Genomic DNA, 24,044 nt, shown 5'->3' on the forward strand with positions numbered 1-24,044 from the left:
GGGACGCGATCATCTCGTTGGTGAAATCCTCGGCCGTCATGTAGAAGATCCGGGATTCGGGATCCTTGTCCAGGATGGTATGCCCGATGGCCTGGGAGAGATGGGTCTTGCCCAGACCGGTGTTGGCGAGCATCAGGAGGGACTGATAGTCGCAGGGGCCGCCCGATGCCATGCTCCTGGACGCGGAATAGGCAAACTCATTGGACTGACCGACGATAAAGCGGTCAAAGGTAAACTGGCTCTTGAGCCAGAGGTTTCTGGGCCGGGGCATGGAAGGAAGGGGCAACTGGTCGGGGTGGGTCGGCAGGGCGGCGGGAGCAGGCTGGCGTTTACAGGGCTGGACCTTGAGGTCGACCGCCATATGGCCCATGCCCGAGGCCTCCAGTTTCTCCCGGATCAGGCTCAGGTAGTTTTCCATGACCCAGTTTCTGGAGAACCGGTTGGGACACCCTAAGACCATGGATGTCCCGTTCGCCTCCAGGCAGGAGATGGGATGGATCCAGAGGGAAAAGCTGTTTCTTGGAAGATAGGACCGGATTTGATCTTTGATCTGATCCCAGACCGCGCTCATGGCACACTCCTTAAAATAAAAAGCTGGAAGTTTGGAGTTGGAAGATTGACGATGAAGTGTGACGTCGGCGTTGAACGCTGGCGGTTGACATCCGCCTCTGGAGAATCCTTCTCCTTACACCCGTGCCTTGCGCCTTTATGCTTGCAGGTGAAACGTTGGGAGGCTTTTACACGAAACCGCAAAGGCCTGTCAAAGGTCACGGCGGGGAATGAACACTTACGTTAGGTCTCCTTTTCGACACCTGCTAACCGGTCCCGTTTGCAGGCAAAAACGGATGCGCAGATGTAAGGGGGCGAGAAAAGGGATGAAATCACCTGTAGAAAATCATGTGTAAAGACAACTGGTTAACCACAATTAGAGTATTGTGGAAAATGTTATCCACATCATCGAACTCCCGATATCTTCATCTTTCACCCTTTTTTGGCGATTTTCAATTTTTCTGGCTTTATTTTTTTGATCCAAACCTCAAAAAGGCGCACGGGAAGATTCACACGGAGCTTGACACCTTGTTTGAGATATGTTTTTTGACTGAAATGAAATTTATCGCAGACCTTCATACCCACTCCCGGTTCTCCAGGGCCACATCAAAGGCGCTTGACCCGGAACACCTGTCCCTGTGGGCCGGGAAAAAAGGGGTCAAGGTCGTGGGCACCGGCGATTTTACCCATCCGGGATGGTTCGCGGAACTGGCCGATAAACTCGTCGAGGCCCCTTGCGAAGGTCTCTACCAACTAAGGTCCGATATCCAGCAGGCCATCGATTCGGAGGCCCTTCCCTCCTGCCCGGGGCCGACCCGGTTCCTCCTTACGGGAGAAATCAGTTGTATATACAAGAAGAATGGCCGGACCCGAAAACTCCACCACCTCATCCTCATGCCCGATATGGATGCGGTGGTCAGGTTCAACCGGCGTCTGGACCGGATCGGCAATATCGCCTCTGATGGAAGGCCGATACTGGGGCTTGATTCGAAAGATCTTTTGGAGATCGTCCTGGAAACGAGCGAACAGGCCTTTTTCATCCCGGCCCACATATGGACGCCCTGGTTTTCCCTTTTCGGTTCCAAGTCCGGATTCGAGACCATCGAGGAGTGTTTTGAAGACCTGACCGGGCATATTCATGCCCTGGAAACCGGACTCTCCTCAGATCCCCCGATGAACCGGTGCCTCTCTGCCCTGGACCCCTATCTCCTGGTCTCCAATTCAGATGCCCATTCTCCCGGCAAACTGGGCCGCGAGGCCAACCTGTTCGACACCCACCTCGATTACCCCCATATGATCCAGGCCATGAAGACGGGCGCCGGATTTGCCGGCACCATAGAATTCTTTCCCGAAGAAGGAAAATACCATTTGGATGGGCACCGCAAATGCGGGGTAAGGCTGCATCCGGAAGAGACCCTCCGGCTCGATGGCATCTGTCCTGTATGCCGTCGGCCTCTCACCGTAGGCGTCCTCAACCGGATCTACGAGCTTTCGGATCGCTCGACGCCCCGGCGTTTCAAGACCTTCCACAGTCTCATCCCCCTCCCTGAAATTCTCTCTGAAATCCTCAGGTGTGGCCCGGCCACCAAAAAGGTCGCTGTTTTTTATGAGAAACTCCTGTCGGATCTCGGACCCGAACTGGAAATCCTCATGCATGTTCCCCAAAAAAGACTGGAAGCCTCGGGCGGCCCTGTCCTGGCAGAGGCGATCCGGCGGATGCGCTCCGGTCACGTGATCCGCGACGAGGGTTATGACGGCCACTTCGGAACCATCCACCTGTTTCAGGAGCCGGAAAAGGCGGGCGCGGCCGGACAGACCGCCCTCTTTACGAATCCCACCCCGAATTCCCGTGCCGCCCCCGCACCTGCACCGACGCTTCCCCGGGAAAGGACGCGGCCGGGAAGGGATCGGACAGGGAAAGCCTTCTCAGCATCGCCGGCCACCCCCGTCACCCCCCTCAACCCCGAGCAGCTGGCCGCGGTGATATACGATCGAGGACATCTTCTGATCGTGGCAGGCCCGGGCACGGGAAAAACCCTGACCCTGACCTACCGGATCAGGCATCTCATCCGCGAAAGACGGGCCCGGCCCGAACAGGTCTTGTGCCTCACCTTTACCCGGAAGGCGGCCGGGGAGATGAGGGACAGGCTCTCCCGGCTCCTGTCGGGTCCTGAGGGCGCCCTGGTCCGCGTGGCCACATTCCATCGATTCTGTCTGGATCTCCTCAGAGAGCACGGCGCCGCCACAGGACTCCCGACCGATTTTGCCCTCTGCTCCGAAATCGACAAGGAACATATGGCAAGGGACGTTCTCGACCGCCAAGGCCCAGGCAAACCCTCCCTCAATCATTTCCTCAAGGCCTTATCCCGCTGCAGGACCGGCCAGGTGCTGGATTCCCCTGCAGGCCCTGATGAAACCGCATGCCTCCCCTTGTGCCGTGAATACCAGCGAACCTTGAGAGAGGCCGGCATGCTCGATCTGGAAGAACTGGAGATAGAGGCACTGAGACTTCTTCGGGACCATCCGGAGACATCCGGGGTGGATGGCGAAGCCTTTTGCTGGATATGTGTGGATGAATACCAGGATACCAATCGGGTCCAGGCGGCGATCCTGAAAGAACTGGTTCAAAGGGGCAAAGGGGAAATCTGCGCCATCGGGGACCCGGATCAGGCCATCTACGGATTCCGCGGGGCGGACGTCCGCAACTTCTACGGCTTTGCCCGGGATTTCCCCGGCGCACAAGAGATTGTCCTCACCCGCAACTACCGGTCCACACCGTCTATCCTCAAGGGGTCGGCCGAGGTTATCCAAAGAGAGCGACCTCTGATTTCCGGGTCTACGGAAGGAGGACCCATCTTACTGACCCACTGCCGAACCGAATCCGAAGAGGCAGAGATGATCGTGGAACAGGTAGAGCGCCTGATGGGGGGTACCTCTCACTTTTCCATGGACAGCGGCCGGGTGGCCTCCCACGAGGGAGTGGAAATCTTGGGATTTGGGGACATCAGCGTCCTCTACCGGCTCAACGCCCAGGGGGACGCCCTCGCAGAGGCCATGGACCGGTCGGGAATTCCCTTTGTCCGGTCCGGAGAGGCCCCTCTTATCGCCGGATATCCGGTGAATATCCTCTGGCGCTACCTCCAGGTCCTGTGTTATCCGGATGCCCATTATTATGCCCGTGCCTGGGAGCAACTCAGACCCGAGGGAGTTTGTGTCTTCGGGAGGGGGGAACCTAGGCCGCACGCCGGGGACAGTTGCGTTCTGGACGTTCTAAACCATGCGCTGGCAGTGCTCGGGCTTGCGGTGGATTCGGATGAGGCCGAGAGGGCGATGTCCCGTCTCAGGGATCTGGCCACCCACTGTCAAGGGGATCTGAAGGCCTTTCTGGATCTCCTCTCCATTGACCGGGGCATTGATCATGCACTGTTGGCCGGCGACCGGATCGCTCTCATGTCCCTTCATGCGGCCAAAGGTCTCGAATGGGAGGTGGTCTTTATTACCGGGTGCGAGGCGCGGCTCCTCCCCTGCCTCCTTTTCGGAGACCGGGACCTGGCAGAGGAGGCCCGCCTTTTTTATGTGGGGATGACCCGGGCCCGCTCGCGGCTCATCCTGTCCTATGCAAACCGCCGCTCCCTCAATGGGCGTTTTCTCGATATGAGCCCATCACCTTTCCTCGATCTCATCCCTGAAGACGTGTGCCGACCCCTTGATCGCCGGGAGTGGCAGCCCAAAAAACGACCGGCCCGGCAGTTGAAGCTGTTTTAGGCTGGATGCTCGATGCTGGATATTGAGAATTGGCCCATGGCCGATAGCTGATGGCTGATAAGGGGGATAAAAACGCTTAATAGCCTAAAGCGGATAACCGCAACCAAAACGGCTGTGTGCTGTCCCGTCATTCCGGCGTGCCCTTAGCCGGAATCCAGTCCGCCGGTTTTCTGGATTCCGGCTAGAATCGTGCCGGAATGACGGAAGGCCAAGCGTGCAGTGGAAGGATGGCCATATTTTCTTGTTTTTCATGACAGAAGACCAGGAATTAAGGGCCTAACAGCGCAGTAACATAACAACTTGTGCCCAACGCCTCATGCCTCGCGCCTCGTATATGACCGGTTGATGGATACCCGTTTTTCAATCGTCAGTCGTCAATCCGATGGACCGGCTGGTTGAAATACCCTAATTCCAGGCTTGGGAATTCCGCCCTCACGATCTCGGCCATCCTCCTCATGCCGATGCCCGGTCCCTTGGGGCCGGGCATCTTCTCCAGATAGAGACCTGGATCGATGCACAGATTTTTGAGGTGGAGGAAATTAACCCCGGTCTTCTCAATTAACTGTCTCAGGGCCTCGATCTCCGGCTCCTGATCGGTGATCCCGGGAAAGACCAGGTAGTTGATCATGGTATAAAGCCCCAGGTCTTTGGACAGGGCGACGGCTTTTGCCACGTCTTCAAAATGATATTTCCGGGGCCGGTAATAGGCATGATAGACCTCCGGACGCGCGCTGTTCATGCTGATTCGAATGGAGTCCAGGCCGCTCATGGCAACCTCCCGAACCCGGTCAGGCCGGCTCCCGTTGGTATTGAGATTGATGGTGCCCCGTCCTGTCTGACTCCGGATCTCACGGATGCTTTCCGCCATGACCCGGTATTCCGTCAGCGGCTCCCCTTCGCATCCCTGGCCGAAGCTGACAATCGGTTCCGGCGCATGGGTTAAGTGCCGCACCGCCAATTCAACGACTTCTTCCACTGAAGGGGTGAAAGAGATCCGTTCATGAGACGCCTCGAACGAGGCATCGGGCTGAAGGGAGAGGCACCCGAGGCAGGCGGCATTGCACTTTCGGCTGATTGGCAAGGGGGCCTCCCATCTTCCTAAAAAGAGGTTTTTTGCCGCGAAACAGTGGTTTTCCGTGGCGCAACGGGTCAGGTGCCGCACAAGAGGCCCTTCCGTATTCCGCCGTTTAAACCGGCGAATGGCAGACACCAGCTCCCTGTCGTCGTAGTTTCGGGGATCCCATTTAGGGTTGTATTCCACCTGGAATCCCGACACCCAGTATCCATCCTCCCTGAATCCCACGGCACCGTAGGCCCACGAAGGGAGGGTGTAGGCCTTGACCCTGTAGTCGGCCGCCGGAAGGTGGCCCCGGACCCATCCCGGTTCAAGAAAGGCGGCCACGGCAAGGCACCTGGAGAGGACCCCGCCCACCCTTGTCTCCTCCAGAATCACGGGTTCACCGGTATCGGGATCAAGACCCATGGGCGGACAGTCGGGGATATAGAATAGCTTGCTGAAGGCCGGCATCGGCGCCAGGTCATCTTCCTGGATCACTTGCGGCACAGACCCGGAAAGACCCAACATCCTGAGATGAGGGTGTTCATAGATACGGCCATGGCTGTCGGCATACAGCATGAAGGGAAGGTGTTTCATATCAAATTTCAGAGCTTCACCCATGGTTTTATCGGCATCAATGTTAAGATTTGTACCGCTTCCTGCTAAACTATTGACTCTAAGCACCTTAAAGCATAAATTAAAAAGTTGCAATCATTGTCAATGCCGAACGCATCGGCTTCACCCCAAACACTGTTCTTAATTTTTTCGCCAACGGCCCCTATGACACCGACTCAGAAACACACGGAAAAACAAGGAAGGCAGTTCCGGCTGGTTAAATTCTTTGCCTACGCAAGCTTCATCGTTTTGATTATCTTCAGTTTTCCATTTTCTATGGTCATCTCCCGGCAGGCAAAAGACATCCTGATGAAGAGCTATGAAAATTATGCCCTTCTTCTGGGGGAAAACCTGAATTATCAGGTGTTTCAAAACTTTGTACTCCCTGTAACCAGCCAGTTCGGCAAAATCAGGCTGAGGGAGGAATTTCAATATGAGTTGATGGATCGTATCGTCAGGAACACCACCCACAGCTTCAAGATAGATCTGGTCAATATCTACGATATCAATAACGACGTGATCGCGTACAGTACCGATCCGAGTCTCCTGGGCAAAAAAGTACGGGAGAGCTTAGGGTACAAAAAGGCCGTCATGGGAGAGAATTCCTCCGGGCTGATATCCGGCGGGGATACCCCCCTCTGGGGTCTGGGTATTGAAAAGATGGGGGGGGAGAAGAAGCTGCGGACCTACATCCCCTTCACGGGAATCGGCCCCTTCCTGGGGGATACCGGATATGTGCTGGGCGTCTTCGAACTGATCCAGGATCTGAGCGAGGAATTCAAATCCGTCATTCGGTTTCAGTACCTTACATTCGGGCTTTCGATCCTGATCATGGGCATGATCTTTATTGCCCTTCTTCTGATCGTCCGTAAGGCCGAGAATATCATCGATGAGCGCGCCAGGCAACAGCGGGAACTCGAGGAGCAATTGCACCATGCAGAGAGACTGGCTGCATTGGGCGAAATGGTTGCGGGGGTCTCCCATGAGATCAGAAACCCCTTGGGCATTATCCGAAGCACCGCAGAGCTGTTGGGATCCATGCCCGGCGCAGAAGACTCCACGACCCGGCTCACGAAGCTGATTATAGAAGAATCCGGCAGGCTTAACGATATTGTCACCGAATTTCTGGACTATGCCCGGCCCATGACGCCCAAGTTTCAGAATGCCGACCTCAGACAAATCCTGGAGAGAACATTTCTCTTTCTGGGACCGGAACTCGACAAAAATGGGATTTCCCTTCAGAACAATCTCGGCCATCGCTCCCTGGAACTCCGGGCAGACCCGGAAAAGCTCTACCGGTCGCTTCTCAACATCTTTTTAAACGCCATTCAGTCCATGCCGAACGGGGGCGAGATCACGGTGCATGTGACGGAGGAGAAAGACGACCATTATTTACTTAAGATTGCAGACACCGGCACCGGGATCAGCGAAACGGACCTGAAAAAGATCTTCAATCCTTTTTTCAGTACCAAGGAGAAGGGGACGGGCCTCGGGCTGTCCATCGTCCGCAATATCATTGAGGGGCATAACGGAAAGATATGGATAGAGAGCCGGGTGGAGGGTTCCCAGGATGGAACACCCTCGGGAACAGAGGTGATGATCAGACTCCCTGTGAAGTGAGTCTGGCCGGCTGCTGGAGGATCGGGATAATTGAAATGCTGAAATGCTGCCATAGATGGCCTTCCTGACCTCTGGTCTTTACCGCTGACCATGGTTCTTTATTGAGTAACTTTAACTCACTTTAGGCACTTAAAATTATAATGGAAACAATCCTGATTGTAGATGACGAAAAAAACTATTTGGTGGTACTCGAGGCCCTCCTGGGAGCGGAAGGCTATGAGATCGTTACTGCCAATGACGCCAAGGCCGGGCTTGCTACGGTGCGTGAAGCAGACCTGGACCTGGTGATAACCGATATGAAAATGCCGGGCATGAGCGGCATGGAACTCCTCGAGGCGTGCAAGAAGATAAAGCCGGACCTGCCGGTCATCATGATGACGGCATACGGAACCATTGAGATGGCCGTGGCCGCGATGAAGAGGCATGCCTATGATTACATCCAGAAGCCCTTTGAAAATGAGCAATTGAAGCTGACCATAAGAAAGGCCCTTGAAAACTATCGGCTTATCAAGCAAAACAGGCTTTTGACAGAGGCCCTTTCAGACCGCTTCAGGTACGGTAAGCTGATTGGAAAAAGTAAGCCGATGCGCCAGGTGTACGATCTTATTGAAAAGGTCTCCAGGTCCAAGGCATCCGTGCTCATTACCGGCCCTTCCGGGACCGGAAAGGAACTCATCGCCAAGGCCATCCACTATCATGGCCAGAGAAAGGACCGGCCGTTTATTTCCATCAATTGCGGCGCGTTGACGGAAACCCTGCTGGAAAGCGAACTCTTCGGGCATGAAAAAGGGGCCTTTACCGGGGCGGTGGCCATGAAAAAGGGGCGGTTTGAACTGGCCGATGAGGGAACCCTCTTTTTGGACGAAGTGGGTGATATGCCGCCTTCCCTCCAGGTCAAGCTCTTGCGGGTGCTCCAGGAGATGGCGTTTGAACGCGTCGGCGGCACACGGACGATCCAGGTGGATGTGCGGGTTCTTGCTGCTTCCAACAGAAACATCAAGGAGGATGTCATGAATGGGGTCTTTCGTGAAGACCTCTATTACCGCCTCAATGTCATTCATATCGACGTCCCTTCTCTCCAGGAAAGGACGGACGATATCCCGCTCCTGGTAAGGCATTTCATTCAAAAATTTCATGCCGGAGACAGTGATGACGCCATCCAGCTGAGCCCCGAGGCCTGGAAGGCCCTTTACGCCTATCCCTGGCCCGGGAATGTGAGGGAGCTGGAGAATGTCATTGAGAGGGCCGTGGTCCTCCATACGGCCGGGCAGATCACGGTGGATGATCTCCCGGCAGAGCTGACCGGAGCAGAAACCCAATTCGATGTGGAGAGATTCATTCCGCCCGACATCCCCTTGCAGAAGGCCCTGGAAGAAATAGAGGAACGCCTGATAAGGAGGGCCCTGATCCGGTGCGACAATGTCCAGGCCCATGCGGCCAGGGACCTGGGGATCACCAAAAGCCTTATCCAGCACAAGATGAAAAAGTACAATATCACTGTGTAGCGGTACAAAATATGGTACCCGAAGTTATCTTTATATCTTAAGCGGTTACCTAAAAGATCCGTTTTTCGGGCAGGTATGGGTACAATAAATTGGACTTTGTGAGAAAGCCGTCGAAGGCCGGCCCATCCTCTGGATCAATAAAATACCGATTAAAAACAGATGCTTGCAAATACGTTGCCTGAAGCGGACTGTTTTGGCAAGCCTCTTGCAGTATCAATAAGGCAAATAGCAATACTCAATTACTCTTTCCTCCTAAGTAAAACCGACCTCGCCTTGCGGGGTCGGTTTTTTTTGGCCTTCCGGATCCGAGCACGGCCGGTCAAGGGAGTGCCACATCGCAAGATAGAATGTTTTGAGGGTCCGGTGCGCAAGCTCCCGTCCATTGCGGGGAGGATCGGGATGTGGACCACGCCTCATCCACACCGGATGCAAGAGTACAAAAACACGCTTTAGCGGTAAAAAATATGGTACCCGAATATATCATAGAATTTCGGGAGGTTATTTAAAAGATCCGTTTTTCGGGCGTGAATGGGTACAATAAATTGGACTTTTGAGGAGTATCAGCGGGAAGCGCACATCCGGCAAGACAAACAGATATCCTTAAAAAACAGAAGGTTATAGATGAGTCGCCAGAAGCGGGATGTTTTGGCAAGCCTCTTGCAGTATCGATAAGGCAAATAGTAAAACTCAATTACTCTTTCCTCCTAAGTAAACCAGCCCTGCCTTGCGGGGCTGGTTTTTTTTGGGGCAATTCCTCACGCCTTGCGCCTTATCCCTACATTCAATACCCTAACCGCCTCAATGCCCGCGTATCCCGGGACCAGTTTTTTTCCACCCTCACCGTCAGATCTAAATAGACCCGCAGCCCAAAGATCTTTTCCAGGTCCAGCCGGGCGGATCGCCCGATCGCCTGGATCATCTTCCCTCTCCGGCCGATGAAAATCCCCTTTTGAGAATCCGTCTCCACGTGAATCCGGGCTGAAATCATCAACACCCCCTTCTTTGGCATGTCATCGATCTTCTCCACGGTCACCGCGGATGCATAGGGCAATTCCTGCCGCAACTGAAGATAGATCTTTTCCCGGATCACCTCTGATATCAAGAAGTTCTCCGGCTGATCGGACGCCATATCCTCCGGGAAAAACTGGGGTCCGGGTCTTAATCGGGACCTCAGTTCATTCATGAGGAGATCCACATTGTCGCCCTTCAAGGCGGAGATGGGGATGATCGCATCAAAGGGATATCTCTTTCCGTAGTCTGCCATCAGGGGGAGGAGCATTTCCTTGGGTCCCTTATCGATCTTGTTGATGAGGAGAAGACACGGCCTCTTCATCCCCTGCAAGTTCTTCAGGATGGGTGAGACCGCGGCCCCCTCCATCTCGCCCAGCTGGATCATCACCAGGAGGATGTCCACCTCCTGAAAAACCGCAAGGGCAGACGCCACCATGCTCTTGTGGAGCGGGGTCCGGGTCCGGTGAATCCCGGGCGTATCAATGAACACCATCTGAACTCCCGCCTCATTATGGATGCCGAGGATGCGGTTCCGCGTGGTCTGGGGCTTGGGCGACACTATCGTCACCTTCCTCCCCAGAATACGATTGAGGAGCGTGGATTTGCCCACGTTCGGGGGGCCGATGATCCCGATATAACCGGACGAAAACGTCATATGACCTCCACCCTGACCCTTCCTTCGGCGACCGTCTCATCGGCGGCGATCCCGACGATTGTTGCCCCGGTCTTGTCTTCGATCGATCGGATCCCAAGATTGCCATGGCCTCTCACGAGCGGGATCTCCGGAGCGGGTGCAAATATCCTGATTTTTCCGGCTGTTCCCCGGATGGGCAGATCCGCTTCAATGGCCTTATGATGAATGGCCGAACGGACCAGAAATCCAAAGGCGGGGTGCCAGGGACCTGCCACAATCCGCCCTGGCTCAAGGAGCGACGGGGAACTCATGAGGCCGATCCGAATCACCGGGATCCCGTTCTCTTCCAGGCGGATCGTCCCGGTGACGCAACGGTAAACAGCCTCATGGAGCGTCAACGGCCGGTAGGTCCCGGCCTCGTACATCCGCGCAAGCCCTGTTCCTGCAATGACTATCGCGGGATAGAGCCGGACCATGTCGGGGTCCAGGGAGATGACCGCTTTGACGGTGGCGCAGAAGGTCTCTCTGGAATCTCCCGGCAGCCCCGGCATCAACTGGATCCCCACCTTGAACCCCTCCCGCCTCAACAGCCGGACCGCCCCTGTCACATCTTCTGCCGAGTGTCCCCTTCGGGCCATGGCGAGGACCCGGTCATCCATCGACTGGACGCCCAATTCGACCGTCTTCACATGCCGGGCCTTCAGGATGCCCAGGCCATCCTCGTCCACGAAATCGGGCCGGGTGGAGACCCTGACGCCGCTGATCAGCCCTTTTTCGATGTACGGGCCTACCGCCTGCAGAAGCCGTTTCATCTGCGCAACAGGAAGCCCTGTAAAGGTCCCTCCGTAAAAGGCCACCTCCGGATTCCGATCCGGATCAAAGGTCCTGGAATGAACGGCCTGATCCAGTACCCCCCTGACGTAATCGCCGTCCACCACCCGGGCCGCCTGGGCGGTTATCCTTTCCTGATCGCAGAAGATACAGCGATGCGGGCATCCGGTGTGCGGAATAAAGATCGGGATGATCAGCGGTTTCACCTTTTTAATACCTGAGCCGGATAAACAGGGATTACGAATTTAGCATCTCTGGTGGTAACTTCTCTGCACCACGCGGAGAAGCTGGCGGCCTTATCAGTCATCGCACGCGGGGGGATGGATGTTCATTTTTGAAGCGCTCGCTCCTTTAGAACGAACAAGGCCTGCCGCGCCGCGTTCTGCTCGGCCTCCTTCTTGCTTCTTCCTTCACCCTCTGTCAGGGGTTTTCCCATCAAACTCAAGGAGACAAGAAACGACCTGTCATGGGCCGGACCTGTCTCCTGGATGAGCCGGTATCTGGGGAGCGTCTTGCAGGTCTGCTGGGTATATTCCTGAAGCAGACTCTTGAAATCATGGACCCGTTCCCTGCTCGCCACCCGCTCCAACAGGGGTGAAAAGAGCTCCTCTATCATCCTCTGTGCCCGGTCGAACCCTCCATCCAGATAGACAGCCCCGATGAGGGCCTCAGTGGTATCGGCGAGGATGGAAGGCTTCTCCCTGCCGAGGGTCTGTTCTTCACCCTTGCCCAAAAGGAGATAATCTCCCAATCCGAGGCCCTGCGCAACCTCGTAAAGGCCGGCTTCATCCACCAGCATGGCCCTGAACTTGGACAGCTCTCCTTCTCTGGCATCTTCAAAATGGCGCATCAGGAGATGGCTGACGGCCAGATCCAGCACGGCATCTCCCAAAAACTCCAGCCGTTCGTTATCCTCCAGTCCCGGCCACACCTGCTCATTCACATAGGAGGCATGGCAGAACGCCCGGACGAGCAGCTCAGGGGCGTGGAAGGTGTACCCCAACCGCTCCTCAAGGCGTCTGAATCCTGTTTCCAGAAACAATGATTCTACTCTCTCTTTCTTCATCCCCTGGCTTCTCAATCAAATTTGATCACCAATTCCATTCCATTGCTGTGGAAAAACCGATGCCGAAGTTTATAATAATCCGCTTCCCTTTTTCAAGTTCAGAAAGTCCCGGGTAAGATTTGCGTTCAAAAGGCCCGGCATCTCTGATATAGTGGCACACCATAGTGTCCTGCTGAACAAGACGACAGGGGTCATCTTCCCGCATCGGCCATAGATGCGGGCGCTGCCTATCCCGGCCCCCCTGACCCTCTGACTCAGAACCAAGGAGACCCGCTCCCATGACATCCCGATCTCTTCAGCAATCCGGCATCTTGCTGCTCCTCTTCTCGTCTCTCTTTCTGAGCAGCACCCCGGCAACGGCCGCAGATATCCTCAAGATAGAGACAGAAACGACCGTAGAGGTGTCGGCCGATCGGGTCACGGCCGGCATTACCTTTACCAACAGGGGGACGGCCCCGGCTCACAACCTCCAGGTTCACCTGACCGCCCTCGGCCGAACCGATGCCTCGCCGGTGGTGGCGCGCCTCGACCCCGGGCAGTCAGAACGGGCCTTCTTTGAAAGGGAGATCAAAGGGAAAGGAAATGGACGATACCCCTTAACCGTGCGGGTGGATTTTCACGACGCCAACCAGTATCCATTTTCAGCCTTGTCAGGGATGACCTTCCATATCGGCGAGGCGGTCAACCCTGACCTGGCGGCCCTGGCCCGTGACATGACCCTCGACAAGGGCGGGAGGCTCCGGTTCGACATCAAGAACCTGGGAATTAACCCGCAAAAAATCATCGCCACCCTGGTCCTTCCCAAGGAATTTTCGTCACCTGAATCCAAGCACGTCTTTGAGATCGATCCTCGGTCCGAAAAGATCGTGGACTTCGAGATCCGCAATTTCTCCGCCCTCCCCAGGGCCGCGTATCCCGTCTTCTGCTATTTTGAATACAATTCCGGGGGGGTCCACCATACAATCCTTGCCAGATCCCTGGTGACCGTTGCCGGGGATGAAAATCTGTTCCGCAGATTCCGGTGGGCCTGGATCACCCTGGCCGGCATCCTTGCCGTACTCCTCGTCTTTGTCCTGATCAAGGAACGCCGGAAGAAATCCCCAATTCCTAAATCCCTGAATTCGCATAGTCAATGAAACTCATTTTCCATGGCGATGATTTTGGATTGACCTCGGGGGTCAACAGGGGAATCATCCGCTCGTTCAGGGAGGGGCTCCTGACCAGCACCTCGATGATTGCGGCCGGGGAGGCCGCACAGGAAGCCATTTCGCTGGTCAAAGACACCCCGGGATTGGATATGGGCGTGCATCTGACCCTCTGCGATGAACGGCCCGTGCTCCGCCCTCGACACCTTTCTTCGATCATCCCTTCGGGCGGTCGCTTTCCTTCCAGGATCCATCTCCTGAAAACGATCCTCTTCAGGCGGATAGATTACCGCGAGGTGGAGGCCGAATGGCGCGCCCAGGTGGAAACGGTCCTGAATGCAGGCATCCGGATCAGCCACCTGGACAGCCACCAGTTTGTCCATCTCTTTCCCGGGCTTATAGGGGTGTGCCTTAGAATAATCAGGACCTATGACATCCCCTTTGTCAGGGGGATCATGGTTGACCCGGCATCCCTCAAGTCGGGGCTCAGAAGGCTCATCCAGTGGGCCGGTCTCGCCGGATGGTCCCGGCTTTACGCCTCCCGGGTGCTGGCGCCCCCTGTCAAGATCATCCCATCGATGGGATTCCTGTCGGCAGGCGGCAGGTTGACCCGGGCCGCGCTCCTCCATACCCTGACACGGCTTCAGGCCAACTTATCCGCGCCCACAATGGAAATCATTCTTCATCCCGGAACCGGCGACGCCCATACGATTCATACCTATTGTCACTGGGGGTATGACTGGAAAAAGGACCTGGACCTGCTTACCGACGGCGCACTCAAACAAGACCTGGCCCGGCAAGGCATGCAACTCACCTCCTTCGGGAAAGAGCGATGACGCACCCGGAAACCATACTCCTCATCAATCCCGACTGGACCGGGATCCAGACACAGAAGCAGCCCCAGTTCAAGCGGATCTGGCAGCCCCTCGACCTGGCCATAGCCGCCGCCATGCTCGAACAGGAGGGCTATTCCGTCCGGATCCTGGATAATAATATCGAGCACCTCTCGCCACAGGCCATCGGCCGACGGGCAGACCAATGCCAAAAGGTGTTTGTCACCTCCACCCCCTATGACCGATGGCAGTGTCCCGCTCTGGACATCGGGTTTTTCTTCCGCACCATCGAGCGGATTCCCAGGGAACGGCTCTATATTATGGGCGCCCACGTGACGGAAAGACCGGAGGCCGTCCTCAGGCAAAGCCGGGCCCGCCTGGCCATTCTGGGCGAACCGGAACAGACCGTTTTAGAGCTGGCCCGGCAGGACGGCTCCCCGGATATCCCTTCCGGCATCCCCGGCATCGCTTGGCTGGAGGGCGACCGGCTGGTCTGTTCAGCCCCCAGAGGGTTCATCCACGACCTGGATCGCCTCCCCTATCCGGCCTACCACCTCCTGAATATGGACCGATACCACTATGCGTTTCTGGGGGGCAACTTTGCCATTCTGGAAGGGTCAAGGGGATGCCCCCACAGGTGCAGTTTCTGCTACCTCGGGATGTACGGACATCGCTTCAGACAAAAAAGCCTCGACCGTCTCGTGAGCGAAACGGTCTATGTCAGGGATCGATTTCACGTCACAAACATCTACTTCATGGACCTTGAATTTGCCCTCAACCGGGGTTTCGTCCGGTCATTCTGCCGGGCCCTCATCCGGCACAACCTGGGCATCCGGTGGTGCTGCCAGACGCGGGTGACCGATGTGGACGACGATCTCTTAAAATTGATGAGACAGGCCGGATGTCGCCTCATTCATTTCGGCGTGGAGGCAGGGAGTCCCCGCATCCTCAGCCGGACCGGAAAGGGGATCCGGGTATCGGACTGCCTAAAGGCCGTTTCGCTGGCCCGCAAGAACAGGATACGGACCGCCCTCTTCATGAATTTCGGGTTCCCGGACGAGACCCCGACCGACATGGCGTCCACCACCCGTCTGGCTGTACGGCTCGATCCCGATTATGTCGCCTTTCATCTGATCGTCCCCTTTCCAGGAACCCGGCTCGCCGAGCAGATCCAGCTCGATCCTGAGACCTTTCCCGCCCATCTCTACCCCCATTACAACTTTGTCCATCACGACCTCCGGACATTGAAATCCGTGCTGAGAAGGGCCTATCTGCGGTTTTATCTCCGGCCGTCCTATCTGATACGGTCCATAAAGGATCATACCCTCCCCGGATTCGATCAGGGGAGGCTGTTTCTGAGGCTGTTGAAGGGATGACCCATACCTGGCACATACGGGACTATCGGGATGGGGACGAGGAACAGATCCTGGACCTTCGCCGACGCGTCTTCGGCGACCTGGATCCTGTCCGGCTCATGCCCGAGACTTGGCGCTGGCAGTTTCGCGATAATCCTTCGGGCGAGGCCCTCTGGGCCCTGGCCCAAGACCACGATCGGATCGTGGGCCAGTACGCCGTGATCCCCACCCGCTTTTCCGTTCAGGGCAACGAGACCCGGTTCGCCCTCTCCTGCGATACCATGATCGATCCCGGCTATCGAAGGCAGGGGCTCTTTATTGCCCTGGCCCGGAAGACCTACCAGCGGTTGGCATCGGAAAGGGACATCACCACGGTCTGGGGCTTTCCCAACGAGGCGTCCCTCCCCGGATTCACCCGGCATCTTGACTGGCGCCTCCTCACGGTCTTTCCCCTGCGGATTATACCCTTGAGGCCCCTGACCATGCTGCGGATGCGCCTTGGCCTGAAAAAAGACCCCGGCAACACGCCCGCAGGACGGGAGGGTGGCGCTGATGCAACGGTCTCTGCGAATATTGCCGGCCTCCGGGTGGAACCTGTGACCCGATTTGACAAGGAATACGACGACCTTTGGAACCGGCGCAAAAACCCGGCCCCCGTCATCCAGATCCGCGATGCCGCCTATCTTAACTGGCGTTACGCGGACATCCCTGACTTCGGCTACCGGCCCTTTGCCGTCCGGTCCGGCGGGAGGCTCCTGGGCTATATGGTCATCCGTACCCTGACGCTCATGGGGCATTTTTTCGGGGTCCTGACCGATCTGTTTCCATTCCCGATCCGGGACACCCTCACCACCCAACAGCTTTTTCGCTTTGCCGGGGGCTACATTAAGGCCGAGGGGGGGGAATTCATGACCTGTCTCATGTCCCAGGCAGATCCCGCCTTCCTAAAGGACGCGGGGCTGAGAACGGTCCCGGCCATTCTGAACCCAAGAAAATGGCATTTGGGGGCCCGGTATGCGGACCGGGACCACGCCGTGCTGGGGTCCGCCCATAACTGGCATCTCACCTACGGGGACACGGATATTGTGTAGGCGCAAGAAGCAGGGGGCAGGGAGCAGGGAGCAGGGGGCGGGGAGCAGGGGGCGGGCGGCAATTTGTTGAGCCGGCAGTCGCGAATATGAACTTATCGGCCATCAGCCATGAACCAGCATCACTCTTCATTCTTCACTTGCCCTTCTTCAATCCCCCCAGCCACAACCGAAAGAGGTTCCCGAACTTATAGAACCCCTCGTGGATCAGGTTGAACCGGCTTCCGCGCAGGTCCGTACACGCGACCGGTATCTCCCTGAGCCGCTTTTTATCGCGGCTTGCCCAATACACCAGTTGGACCACATAAAAGGTCTGATCGTCCAGATGGGGAAGATATCTCTGCACCAGGGCCTTGTGATACCCTTTTGCGGCGATGGAATAGTCGTTGGCATGGATCCGCAGCAGGATCCCGGCCAGCCGGATAAAGGAGATGCTGGCCAGCCTGCGGATCCATGCCCGTCGCTGGCTTCCGGTGATCTTGGACCCGATGACCATGTCCACCTCGTCGAGGAGGCGGCACGCCTCTCCAATAAAGCCCAGATGGATGGAAAGATCCATGTCCACGGTGACGATCCGATCATACCGGCTGATCCTTATCCCTTCCTTGAAGGCCCTCCCCACCCCCTTTTGGGGAAGATGAAAGAAGCGGACCCGGGGATAGGTACGGCACAGCGCCTCAGCCATAGGGACGGTGCGGTCCGTGGAACCGTTGCTCCCGAGGATGATCTCATAGGGCCGTCCCAGTGACTCGAGGTATGCGCAGAGCCGCTTTGTGTGCGACACCAGGAGTGTCTCCTCATTCAATACCGGTACAAACACCGTCACACCCTCTCCATCCGTCATCGCGTCTGAATCTCCTTGAGCCGGTCTCCGGCGAATTGCGCCCAGATCTCATCCGGGAATTCCCGTACTGTCCTTGAAAACCATTCCCGGGCCTCCGGTATCCGGCCCAGGTTCAGATAACAGATGCCCACATGATAAAAGGCCTCTCCGGCCCGTCCGGTCTCCGGATATTCCCTGAGAAGCCATATCAATTCGCGGATCGTATCCTCCCACTTCCCTTCCCTGAAGGAACACATGGCCAGGTGATAGGCGGCCTGATCCACGATCAGGGTCTGGGGAAACCGGTCCAGCACCTCTCTGAAATGATCCCTGGCCGTGCTGAAATCCTCCTCGGTGAACGCCTGGATACCCTTATTATGGGAGATCACGGGAAATTCAGGGGACAGCCGGACCAGATAGAACCCGGCCCCCAGGCATGCGATCCCCATCAGGACAAGGACCCCTTTCAGGCACCACCGGTCAAACCACGCAGAGATACGGTTCTCCATGCGCGACAGGTCCCAATACTTCAAAATTTTATCTCCGTGGCTCCGTGGCTCTGTGTGAGAGATCCTTCGAAGGAGGATATACAGGACCGCCAGAAGGGTCATGGCCACGCCCGCATAGTCGGGCCATGTCCGGCCGTAATAGAGCCTGACCTTTGATGATTCCGGGTATATGAGCATGAATGCCGGGGAAGCCAGATAGATGGTATCGGCGCCCTCCACCTGCCAGTTGGGATGGTACGATATCTTGATGAGGAGCGGTTTCCCCGGCACAGCCCCTTTTATGACGATCTCCTCCTCCCTGACGATCTCCTTCACCATGCCGCCCCCCGATATCGGTTCCTTCGGGAGGTCCCGAATATCCAGGGCCCCCGCCGCCACGCTGTGAAATCTCTCAAGATCCCTTCCATCGGGCCCCTCCCGAAAGACCAGCGGCACATCCAGGTCCCCCAGCCGGAACCATCGATAAGAGATCCTTCTCCAGTCGCCCCCGCTCACCAGGACCGGCCGGAACCCGACCGGCGTTACATAGGCCCTGGCCCCGGTCTTGAGGGCATAGACTTCATACGGACCGGCCCCGTATTCAAAACGAAATTCCGGAGAGGCCCGCAGTGCCTTCTTTGTTTCGGGCTCCGCGGCAATGAATTCCCGGACATTGAAAAGTCTCAGGTGCGCGATCCCCTTTTCCAGATTGAAACGGGAATAGGAGTAATCGGGTATGGGTGTGGAGGCCTTCTGGGAGATCTCGGATTGGAGATAAAAGATGAAGGGGACCGAGAGGCTCCCCTGGATGTACACCCCCTCCAGGGTGGATCGACCGGAAAAAAGCGGGAGCGATTCAAAGGCCCTGACCGTGCCGGCCCCCTGGTGGATCATGCTGTGTTCATAGACCACCCTGGGATCATCAGGAGTCCCCTTCAGAAACCGGTTGACCGATAGGAACGGTTCGTACAATCGTCGGCTCTCCACCCCTGTATAGTTGGAACGGATCCAGTTGTGGATGAAGGTCTCCCGGTCATCCACCCACACAAAGGTCAGCACCACGGTCATAAGGACCGCCAGGACCGCAGCCTTTCGATGGGGGGCGATCCAATAGAAGATCATGGCACCGGCCGTCACCAGAAAAAACTGGAGAAAGGGGAGAAAGCGGATGTCAACGACCCCGATCCGGTATCCGATGAAATAGAGGGCCACCCCGCACAGGGCGGAAAACCAGACATAGGCCCAGGGTCGGAGGGCCACGGCCCCCGGCGACCGTACCTTTCTGATAACGGCCCGGATTCCTCCCGCAACAGCCAGACCCATAAAGGGATAAAGGATTACCGGAAAGATTTCTCTCCCGATCTGTTTCAGGTCGAAAAAAATCCAGAGGATGCTGAAACGGGTGGTATACGGCAAGAAAAGAATGAGCGGGATGAGCCAGAATGCCATCAGGAAAAAGGCCAGGACATGGATATGAAGGAGGGTCTTCAGGTTGCGGGCCATGTCCTTCCCGGTGAACAGGAAAAAGGCAGAGGCAAACACGGCAAACAGAAGGGTATATCCATGGCACATGCCCACCATGGCCAGCAGAATGGCGCAGGTCATCCGGCCTTTCTGCGCAGTCACCGCCCGGTACGCCAGACCCAGCCACAGGATGGCCAGCGCGAATCCGAGGCTGTAGCAAAAGGTGCCGGCAAGGGTGCTGGGGATGTTACCCCCCCACATGGAGTTCCCTTCCATAAAGAGGAAGGGGAGGGTGAACACCGCCCCCATCACCGGAACCGGGAAGGGGTGTCTCAACAGGCGAAAGTAGAGATAGGTGCAGATGGGAAGGAGAAAGGTCCCTAAGACCGTGACAATCTTGAAGGCGATCTCCATCGGGATGACCCCGGACAGGAGGGCCATCAGGAGAAACGGGAGGGGAAAATAGTTCTGCAGTATGGGAAACCCGCCCAGGTTTCCCTGGCACCATCCGGATATCTTTCCATGGGGGAGGAGATAATTTTTCAGATACTCGGCCGTATAATAGTGGGATGCGGTGTCCCCTCCGGTGGTGATGGTCTCTGAAAAGAGGAGACGGGGCTCAAAATAGCAGAGGAGAAAGGCCGCGATCGCGGTGAGAACAACCAGATCCGTTATCCAAAGGGCGTGCTTCCGCAGCCCTGAAAATGCCTCCCCCCGAATCACATTCAAGACCTCTGATCCGTCCGGTCCGCGTTCTTGGATTCGAGGAAGCAGATCATGTCATCCACATATTCAGGGCTGAAGTGGTTCCCCCGGTGACGGCGCAGGGCCCTGGGCAGGCACCGCAGAAAGGCGGCTACCACCTCCGGATCGAAGTGGGTTCCGCTGTCCGCCTCCAGGATATGGATCACCTTACGGGACGGCATTCCTTCAAACCCCATCATTCCACCGTCCATGTATTTGGGATAGTCCCGGCGGGAGGTCAGTGCGTCAAACACATCGACCACTGCCAGGATCTTCGAACCGATGGGGAGATCTTTGCCGGTCAACCCATAGGGGTAGCCATGGCCATCCATTCTCTCGTGGTGATAGGCGGCCACCACCGGGACCTGTCGAAGGCGTCTGGGAAAGTGAAAGGTTTCGAGGATGGAACGCGTCTTGGCCGGGTGGTCGTTCATCTCGGCCCGCTCCTCCGGGGTAAAAGGACCGTCCTTGAGAAGGATACTGTCATGTATGCCGATCTTCCCGATATCGTGCAGGAGCCCCGCGTATCTGATCACCATCTGCTCATCTTCGCTGAGATTCATCTCCTCGGCGACCAGGAGGGCATACTCGGTCACCCGTTGCGAATGACCTGCAGTAAGGGGATGCCTGGCGTCCACGGTTGCCGCCAGGGTTTCCATGGCCCCCTCAAAAGAGGCCTCCAATTCCTCCATGAGAAAGGAGTTCTCGAGGGCGATGCCTGCGGACGAGGCGAGGGACATCAACAAATCAGTATCGTTCTCGTCAAAGCCTTCCTTGCCGATCTTATTGATCACCTGAATTACCGCGATCCGTTCTCCTGAGTGGTTGGTGATCGGGGCGCAAAGCACCGACCGGGTGCGGAAGTTGTTCTTGAGGTCAAAGCTCCGGTCGAAGTAGGGAAGTTCCCAGGCGTCCACCACATTGATGATCTCGCCGGTCTCAGCGACCCTCCCGCTGATCCCATGACCCATCGGGAGGCGGATCTCATCCACCTTCTCGGCCACCGTGGTGCAGACCTCTCCCTCTTCCCGGCCGATGACATAGAGGCTGGTCCGTTCGGCCCCCATCACATCGGTAACCTTGCTGATAATCAGAGGGAACAGCCGATCAAAATCGAGTTCCGAACTGAGGTCCTTGGCCACACCGAGCACAGTGGACAGTGTTTTGTTGAGGCGGACCTGTTCCTTCAGGAGATGCACGTTTTCATCGGCCAGGCGCCATTCCTTCAAAATCCGGACCAGCTTGGTCTTCAGCTCCTCGCGGGTAAACGGCTTGATAACCAAATCCTGAGCCCCGGCCGCCATCACCTCATCATAGGAGTATTCGCCGTCATAACCGGTAAGTATGATAAAGGGGATATCCGTCCGGATCTTCCGGGCCTCGGTCATGACCTTCAGCCCATCCATCCCCGGCATGCGGATATCGCAGAGGACAATGTCAAAAGGTTGTCTCCGGATAAGGTCCAGGGCCTCGAAACCGTCCACCGCCTCCTCACAGGGGTAGCCGAGGGCTCCGAGCGCCTCGGTGATAAGCTTCCGGACCTCAGGGACATCGTCCACCACCAGGATTGCCCCCTTGCCCGTACCCGTCATATCCGCCATGAACAGCCTCCCCTGAAGATACCCGAAAACGTTGCGCCATTCATACTCTCTATTACGCGAACTCAATAATCGTTTCAATTTAAAAATTGAGCCGTTGCGGATCAGATGCTATAGTGTGCAAGCCTCGGGGGAGTTCTTTTGGGTTGTTGGGTTAATTCCCGGATTTCCCCGTGAGAAACGGCATCTTTAAATCCCTGCGTCTTTGCGCCCTTGCGCGAGGCCTCCAATAGAGGATGGCATGGTCAAAAAAGCGTTCTTCTCGCTCATGGTCGGCCTGTCGACCTTTTTCCTGATCCACTTCATCTCCACCCAGACCACCTTTTTCATCAGTATGGAGCGCAGCCTCCTGGATGGATTCTATTACATGCGGGAGCCGGGCGTCAACAGTCACAACCGCCTGGTTTCCAAACGGGCGGTCCTCTTGGGCTACGACGAGGCGTCCCTGGCCGCCATGGGCAAGTGGCCGTGGAGCCGGTATGTCCATGCGCGCTTTCTGGATAAGATCGAGCGATTCTCTCCCGAGAGCGTGATGTTTGATATCATGTTCATCAAGCCCGAGTCCATGCCTGAGTTTCTGTCGGAAAAGGCGGATCTCGACTTAGACACCCGCTGGGAGGTGGAAGCGGCCTTTTTAAGGATGGACCATGAATTTACAAAGGCCCTTAAAAGGTACCCCAACGTCTATATCGATCTCCAGCTGGTCGAAACCCCTCGGCCCGACCTCCCGGAAGAGTATCAGAGTCGCATCCTGTTCAACGAATCGATCATCCGGCAGTACTCCCAGCCTGTCCGGGACAACCAGAGCCTTATTACATTTCATTCCCTCGAACCGATCATCGACGATTTTGTGGAAAACGCTCATCCGGCGGTCATCAATGTGTTGCAGGACGACGACGGTGTGATCCGGTATTTCCCCCTCTATTACACCTATCAGATGATGGATGGCGCCAGACGAAATCTCTTTACCATTGTCCTCTCCCTTCTCCAGCGATACTATGACGTCAAACCGGAGGACATTATCATCGCTCCTGAGAAGGTTATCCTCACATCCGCCAAGGTACCGGTTCTCGACAGGAATACAGGCCAGGAAAGGGTTTCCGTCCATGATTTTAGAGATATCGCCCAGCGCATCCGCAATCCGGGGCCGCCTGAAGGATATCGTTACAATAGGAATCTCTACCACTTCCTGGTGAACCAGGCGAGGCTCGATCCCCTCAATGAGGAAAGGCTTCCCTATTTCCCCCTGCGAGTGCTCAGAGAGGGCAATAACCGCCTGGAAATCCTGGACGGTTGGGAGATCTACGATGCGGCGCAGCATCTCGGCTCAAAAAGGATAGACCTCATCTTCCATGACCTCAAAGATATGGAGATCGAGACGCCGGTCAGCGGCCTGTTCCGCATCAATTACGCCGGCACGGAAAAGCGCTTTTATCTCGATCCGGATACGGGCAAACCCCAGATCCACACCACCTACCCGACCGGCAGCTATGTGGATATCTATGCCCTGCCCCCCCTCCCCGATATCCCGGCCCTCACCCCTTCCGGCGCCATCGAGGCGGGATACGACACAGGGTCCCTTGAAACATGGTTCCGCGCCCTGTGCGAACAGAAGACCTACGACATCTACCGGATGGCCCGGGAAGAACTGGAAGGCCAAGACGAAGACGAGGCCCGGCTGCAGGCGTACATGAACCGCCATCCTGGGCTGGGGAAGTTTTTTTTCTACTATCTCTTCTTTGAAAACGTCGATGCCGGGCCCGGCACGCTCAAAAGCCTTATCGAGATCTATCCGGCCTTTGGTAAAGAGGTGGGCCAGGACCCGGCCCATTTCCTCAGCGAAAAAGAAATCA

Annotated in this window: 15 protein-coding genes; 7 read left to right on the top strand and 8 right to left on the bottom strand. The window is 56.5% G+C overall.

All coding sequences use genetic code 11. The features are described from left to right. Positions 1–571 (bottom strand): chromosomal replication initiator protein DnaA (locus tag K9N21_19410; GenBank protein ID MCF8146080.1); only part of this gene is annotated, 571 nt, incomplete at its 3' end. 524 nt (positions 572–1,095) lie between these two features. Between K9N21_19410 and K9N21_19415 the strand changes: the two genes are divergently transcribed. Then, positions 1,096–4,314: a UvrD-helicase domain-containing protein gene (locus tag K9N21_19415; protein ID MCF8146081.1), complete on the top strand. Its 3,219-nt coding sequence runs from the start codon at positions 1,096–1,098 to the stop codon at positions 4,312–4,314. A gap of 367 nt (positions 4,315–4,681) precedes the next feature. On the opposite strand, the gene K9N21_19420 is transcribed toward K9N21_19415, so the two are convergent. Next, the gene (locus K9N21_19420; protein MCF8146082.1) at positions 4,682–5,992 is read right to left on the bottom strand and encodes a radical SAM protein; all 1,311 of its coding nucleotides are present in this window, start codon (positions 5,990–5,992) and stop codon (positions 4,682–4,684) included. A 303-nt stretch (positions 5,993–6,295) separates the two neighbouring features. Between K9N21_19420 and K9N21_19425 the strand changes: the two genes are divergently transcribed. Both K9N21_19425 and K9N21_19430 read left to right on the top strand, forming a co-directional pair. Continuing rightward, the gene (locus K9N21_19425) at positions 6,296–7,606 is read left to right on the top strand and encodes a GHKL domain-containing protein (protein MCF8146083.1); all 1,311 of its coding nucleotides are present in this window, start codon (positions 6,296–6,298) and stop codon (positions 7,604–7,606) included. 140 nt (positions 7,607–7,746) lie between these two features. After that, positions 7,747–9,111, top strand: coding sequence for a sigma-54 dependent transcriptional regulator (locus K9N21_19430; protein MCF8146084.1), 1,365 nt, complete (start codon positions 7,747–7,749; stop codon positions 9,109–9,111). A gap of 781 nt (positions 9,112–9,892) precedes the next feature. Here the strand turns inward: K9N21_19430 and era are convergent. The 3 genes from era to rnc form a co-directional block, all read right to left on the bottom strand. Continuing rightward, positions 9,893–10,777: a GTPase Era gene (gene era, locus K9N21_19435; GenBank protein ID MCF8146085.1), complete on the bottom strand. Its 885-nt coding sequence runs from the start codon at positions 10,775–10,777 to the stop codon at positions 9,893–9,895. Further along, complete coding sequence (locus K9N21_19440; GenBank protein MCF8146086.1) at positions 10,774–11,793, bottom strand: radical SAM protein; 1,020 nt, start codon at positions 11,791–11,793, stop codon at positions 10,774–10,776. The genes era and K9N21_19440 overlap by 4 nt, the downstream gene beginning before the upstream one ends. Positions 11,794–11,915: 122 nt before the next feature. Beyond that, positions 11,916–12,653, bottom strand: coding sequence for a ribonuclease III (rnc, locus tag K9N21_19445; GenBank protein MCF8146087.1), 738 nt, complete (start codon positions 12,651–12,653; stop codon positions 11,916–11,918). A 278-nt stretch (positions 12,654–12,931) separates the two neighbouring features. Between rnc and K9N21_19450 the strand changes: the two genes are divergently transcribed. The 4 genes from K9N21_19450 to K9N21_19465 are packed head-to-tail and all read left to right on the top strand — an operon-like array spanning position 12,932 to position 17,077. Then, positions 12,932–13,789, top strand: coding sequence for a hypothetical protein (locus tag K9N21_19450; GenBank protein ID MCF8146088.1), 858 nt, complete (start codon positions 12,932–12,934; stop codon positions 13,787–13,789). Further along, positions 13,786–14,634 carry a ChbG/HpnK family deacetylase gene (locus K9N21_19455; GenBank protein ID MCF8146089.1) on the top strand — a complete coding sequence of 283 codons (849 nt, stop codon included), beginning with the start codon at positions 13,786–13,788 and terminating at the stop codon, positions 14,632–14,634. Before K9N21_19450 ends, K9N21_19455 begins: the two co-directional genes overlap by 4 nt. Then, a complete protein-coding gene (locus K9N21_19460; GenBank protein MCF8146090.1) occupies positions 14,631–16,007 on the top strand; it encodes a B12-binding domain-containing radical SAM protein in 1,377 nt (458 codons plus the stop codon). The genes K9N21_19455 and K9N21_19460 overlap by 4 nt, the downstream gene beginning before the upstream one ends. Then, the gene (locus tag K9N21_19465) at positions 16,004–17,077 is read left to right on the top strand and encodes a GNAT family N-acetyltransferase (GenBank protein ID MCF8146091.1); all 1,074 of its coding nucleotides are present in this window, start codon (positions 16,004–16,006) and stop codon (positions 17,075–17,077) included. Before K9N21_19460 ends, K9N21_19465 begins: the two co-directional genes overlap by 4 nt. A 133-nt stretch (positions 17,078–17,210) precedes the next feature. On the opposite strand, the gene K9N21_19470 is transcribed toward K9N21_19465, so the two are convergent. Genes K9N21_19470 through K9N21_19480 form a run of 3 tightly spaced genes read right to left on the bottom strand, consistent with a single transcriptional unit; the run spans position 17,211 to position 22,194 of the window. Beyond that, complete coding sequence (locus K9N21_19470; protein ID MCF8146092.1) at positions 17,211–17,918, bottom strand: glycosyltransferase family 2 protein; 708 nt, start codon at positions 17,916–17,918, stop codon at positions 17,211–17,213. Then, on the bottom strand, positions 17,915–20,578 hold the full coding sequence (locus K9N21_19475; GenBank protein MCF8146093.1) for a tetratricopeptide repeat protein: 2,664 nt from the start codon (positions 20,576–20,578) through the stop codon (positions 17,915–17,917). Before K9N21_19475 ends, K9N21_19470 begins: the two co-directional genes overlap by 4 nt. After that, entirely contained in the window at positions 20,575–22,194 is a 1,620-nt protein-coding gene (locus K9N21_19480) for a response regulator (GenBank protein ID MCF8146094.1), read from the bottom strand. Before K9N21_19480 ends, K9N21_19475 begins: the two co-directional genes overlap by 4 nt. Between the last annotated feature and the right edge of the window lie 1,850 nt (positions 22,195–24,044).

This window comes from Deltaproteobacteria bacterium (assembly GCA_021737785.1).
Classification (GTDB): Bacteria; Desulfobacterota; DSM-4660; order Desulfatiglandales; family Desulfatiglandaceae; genus AUK324.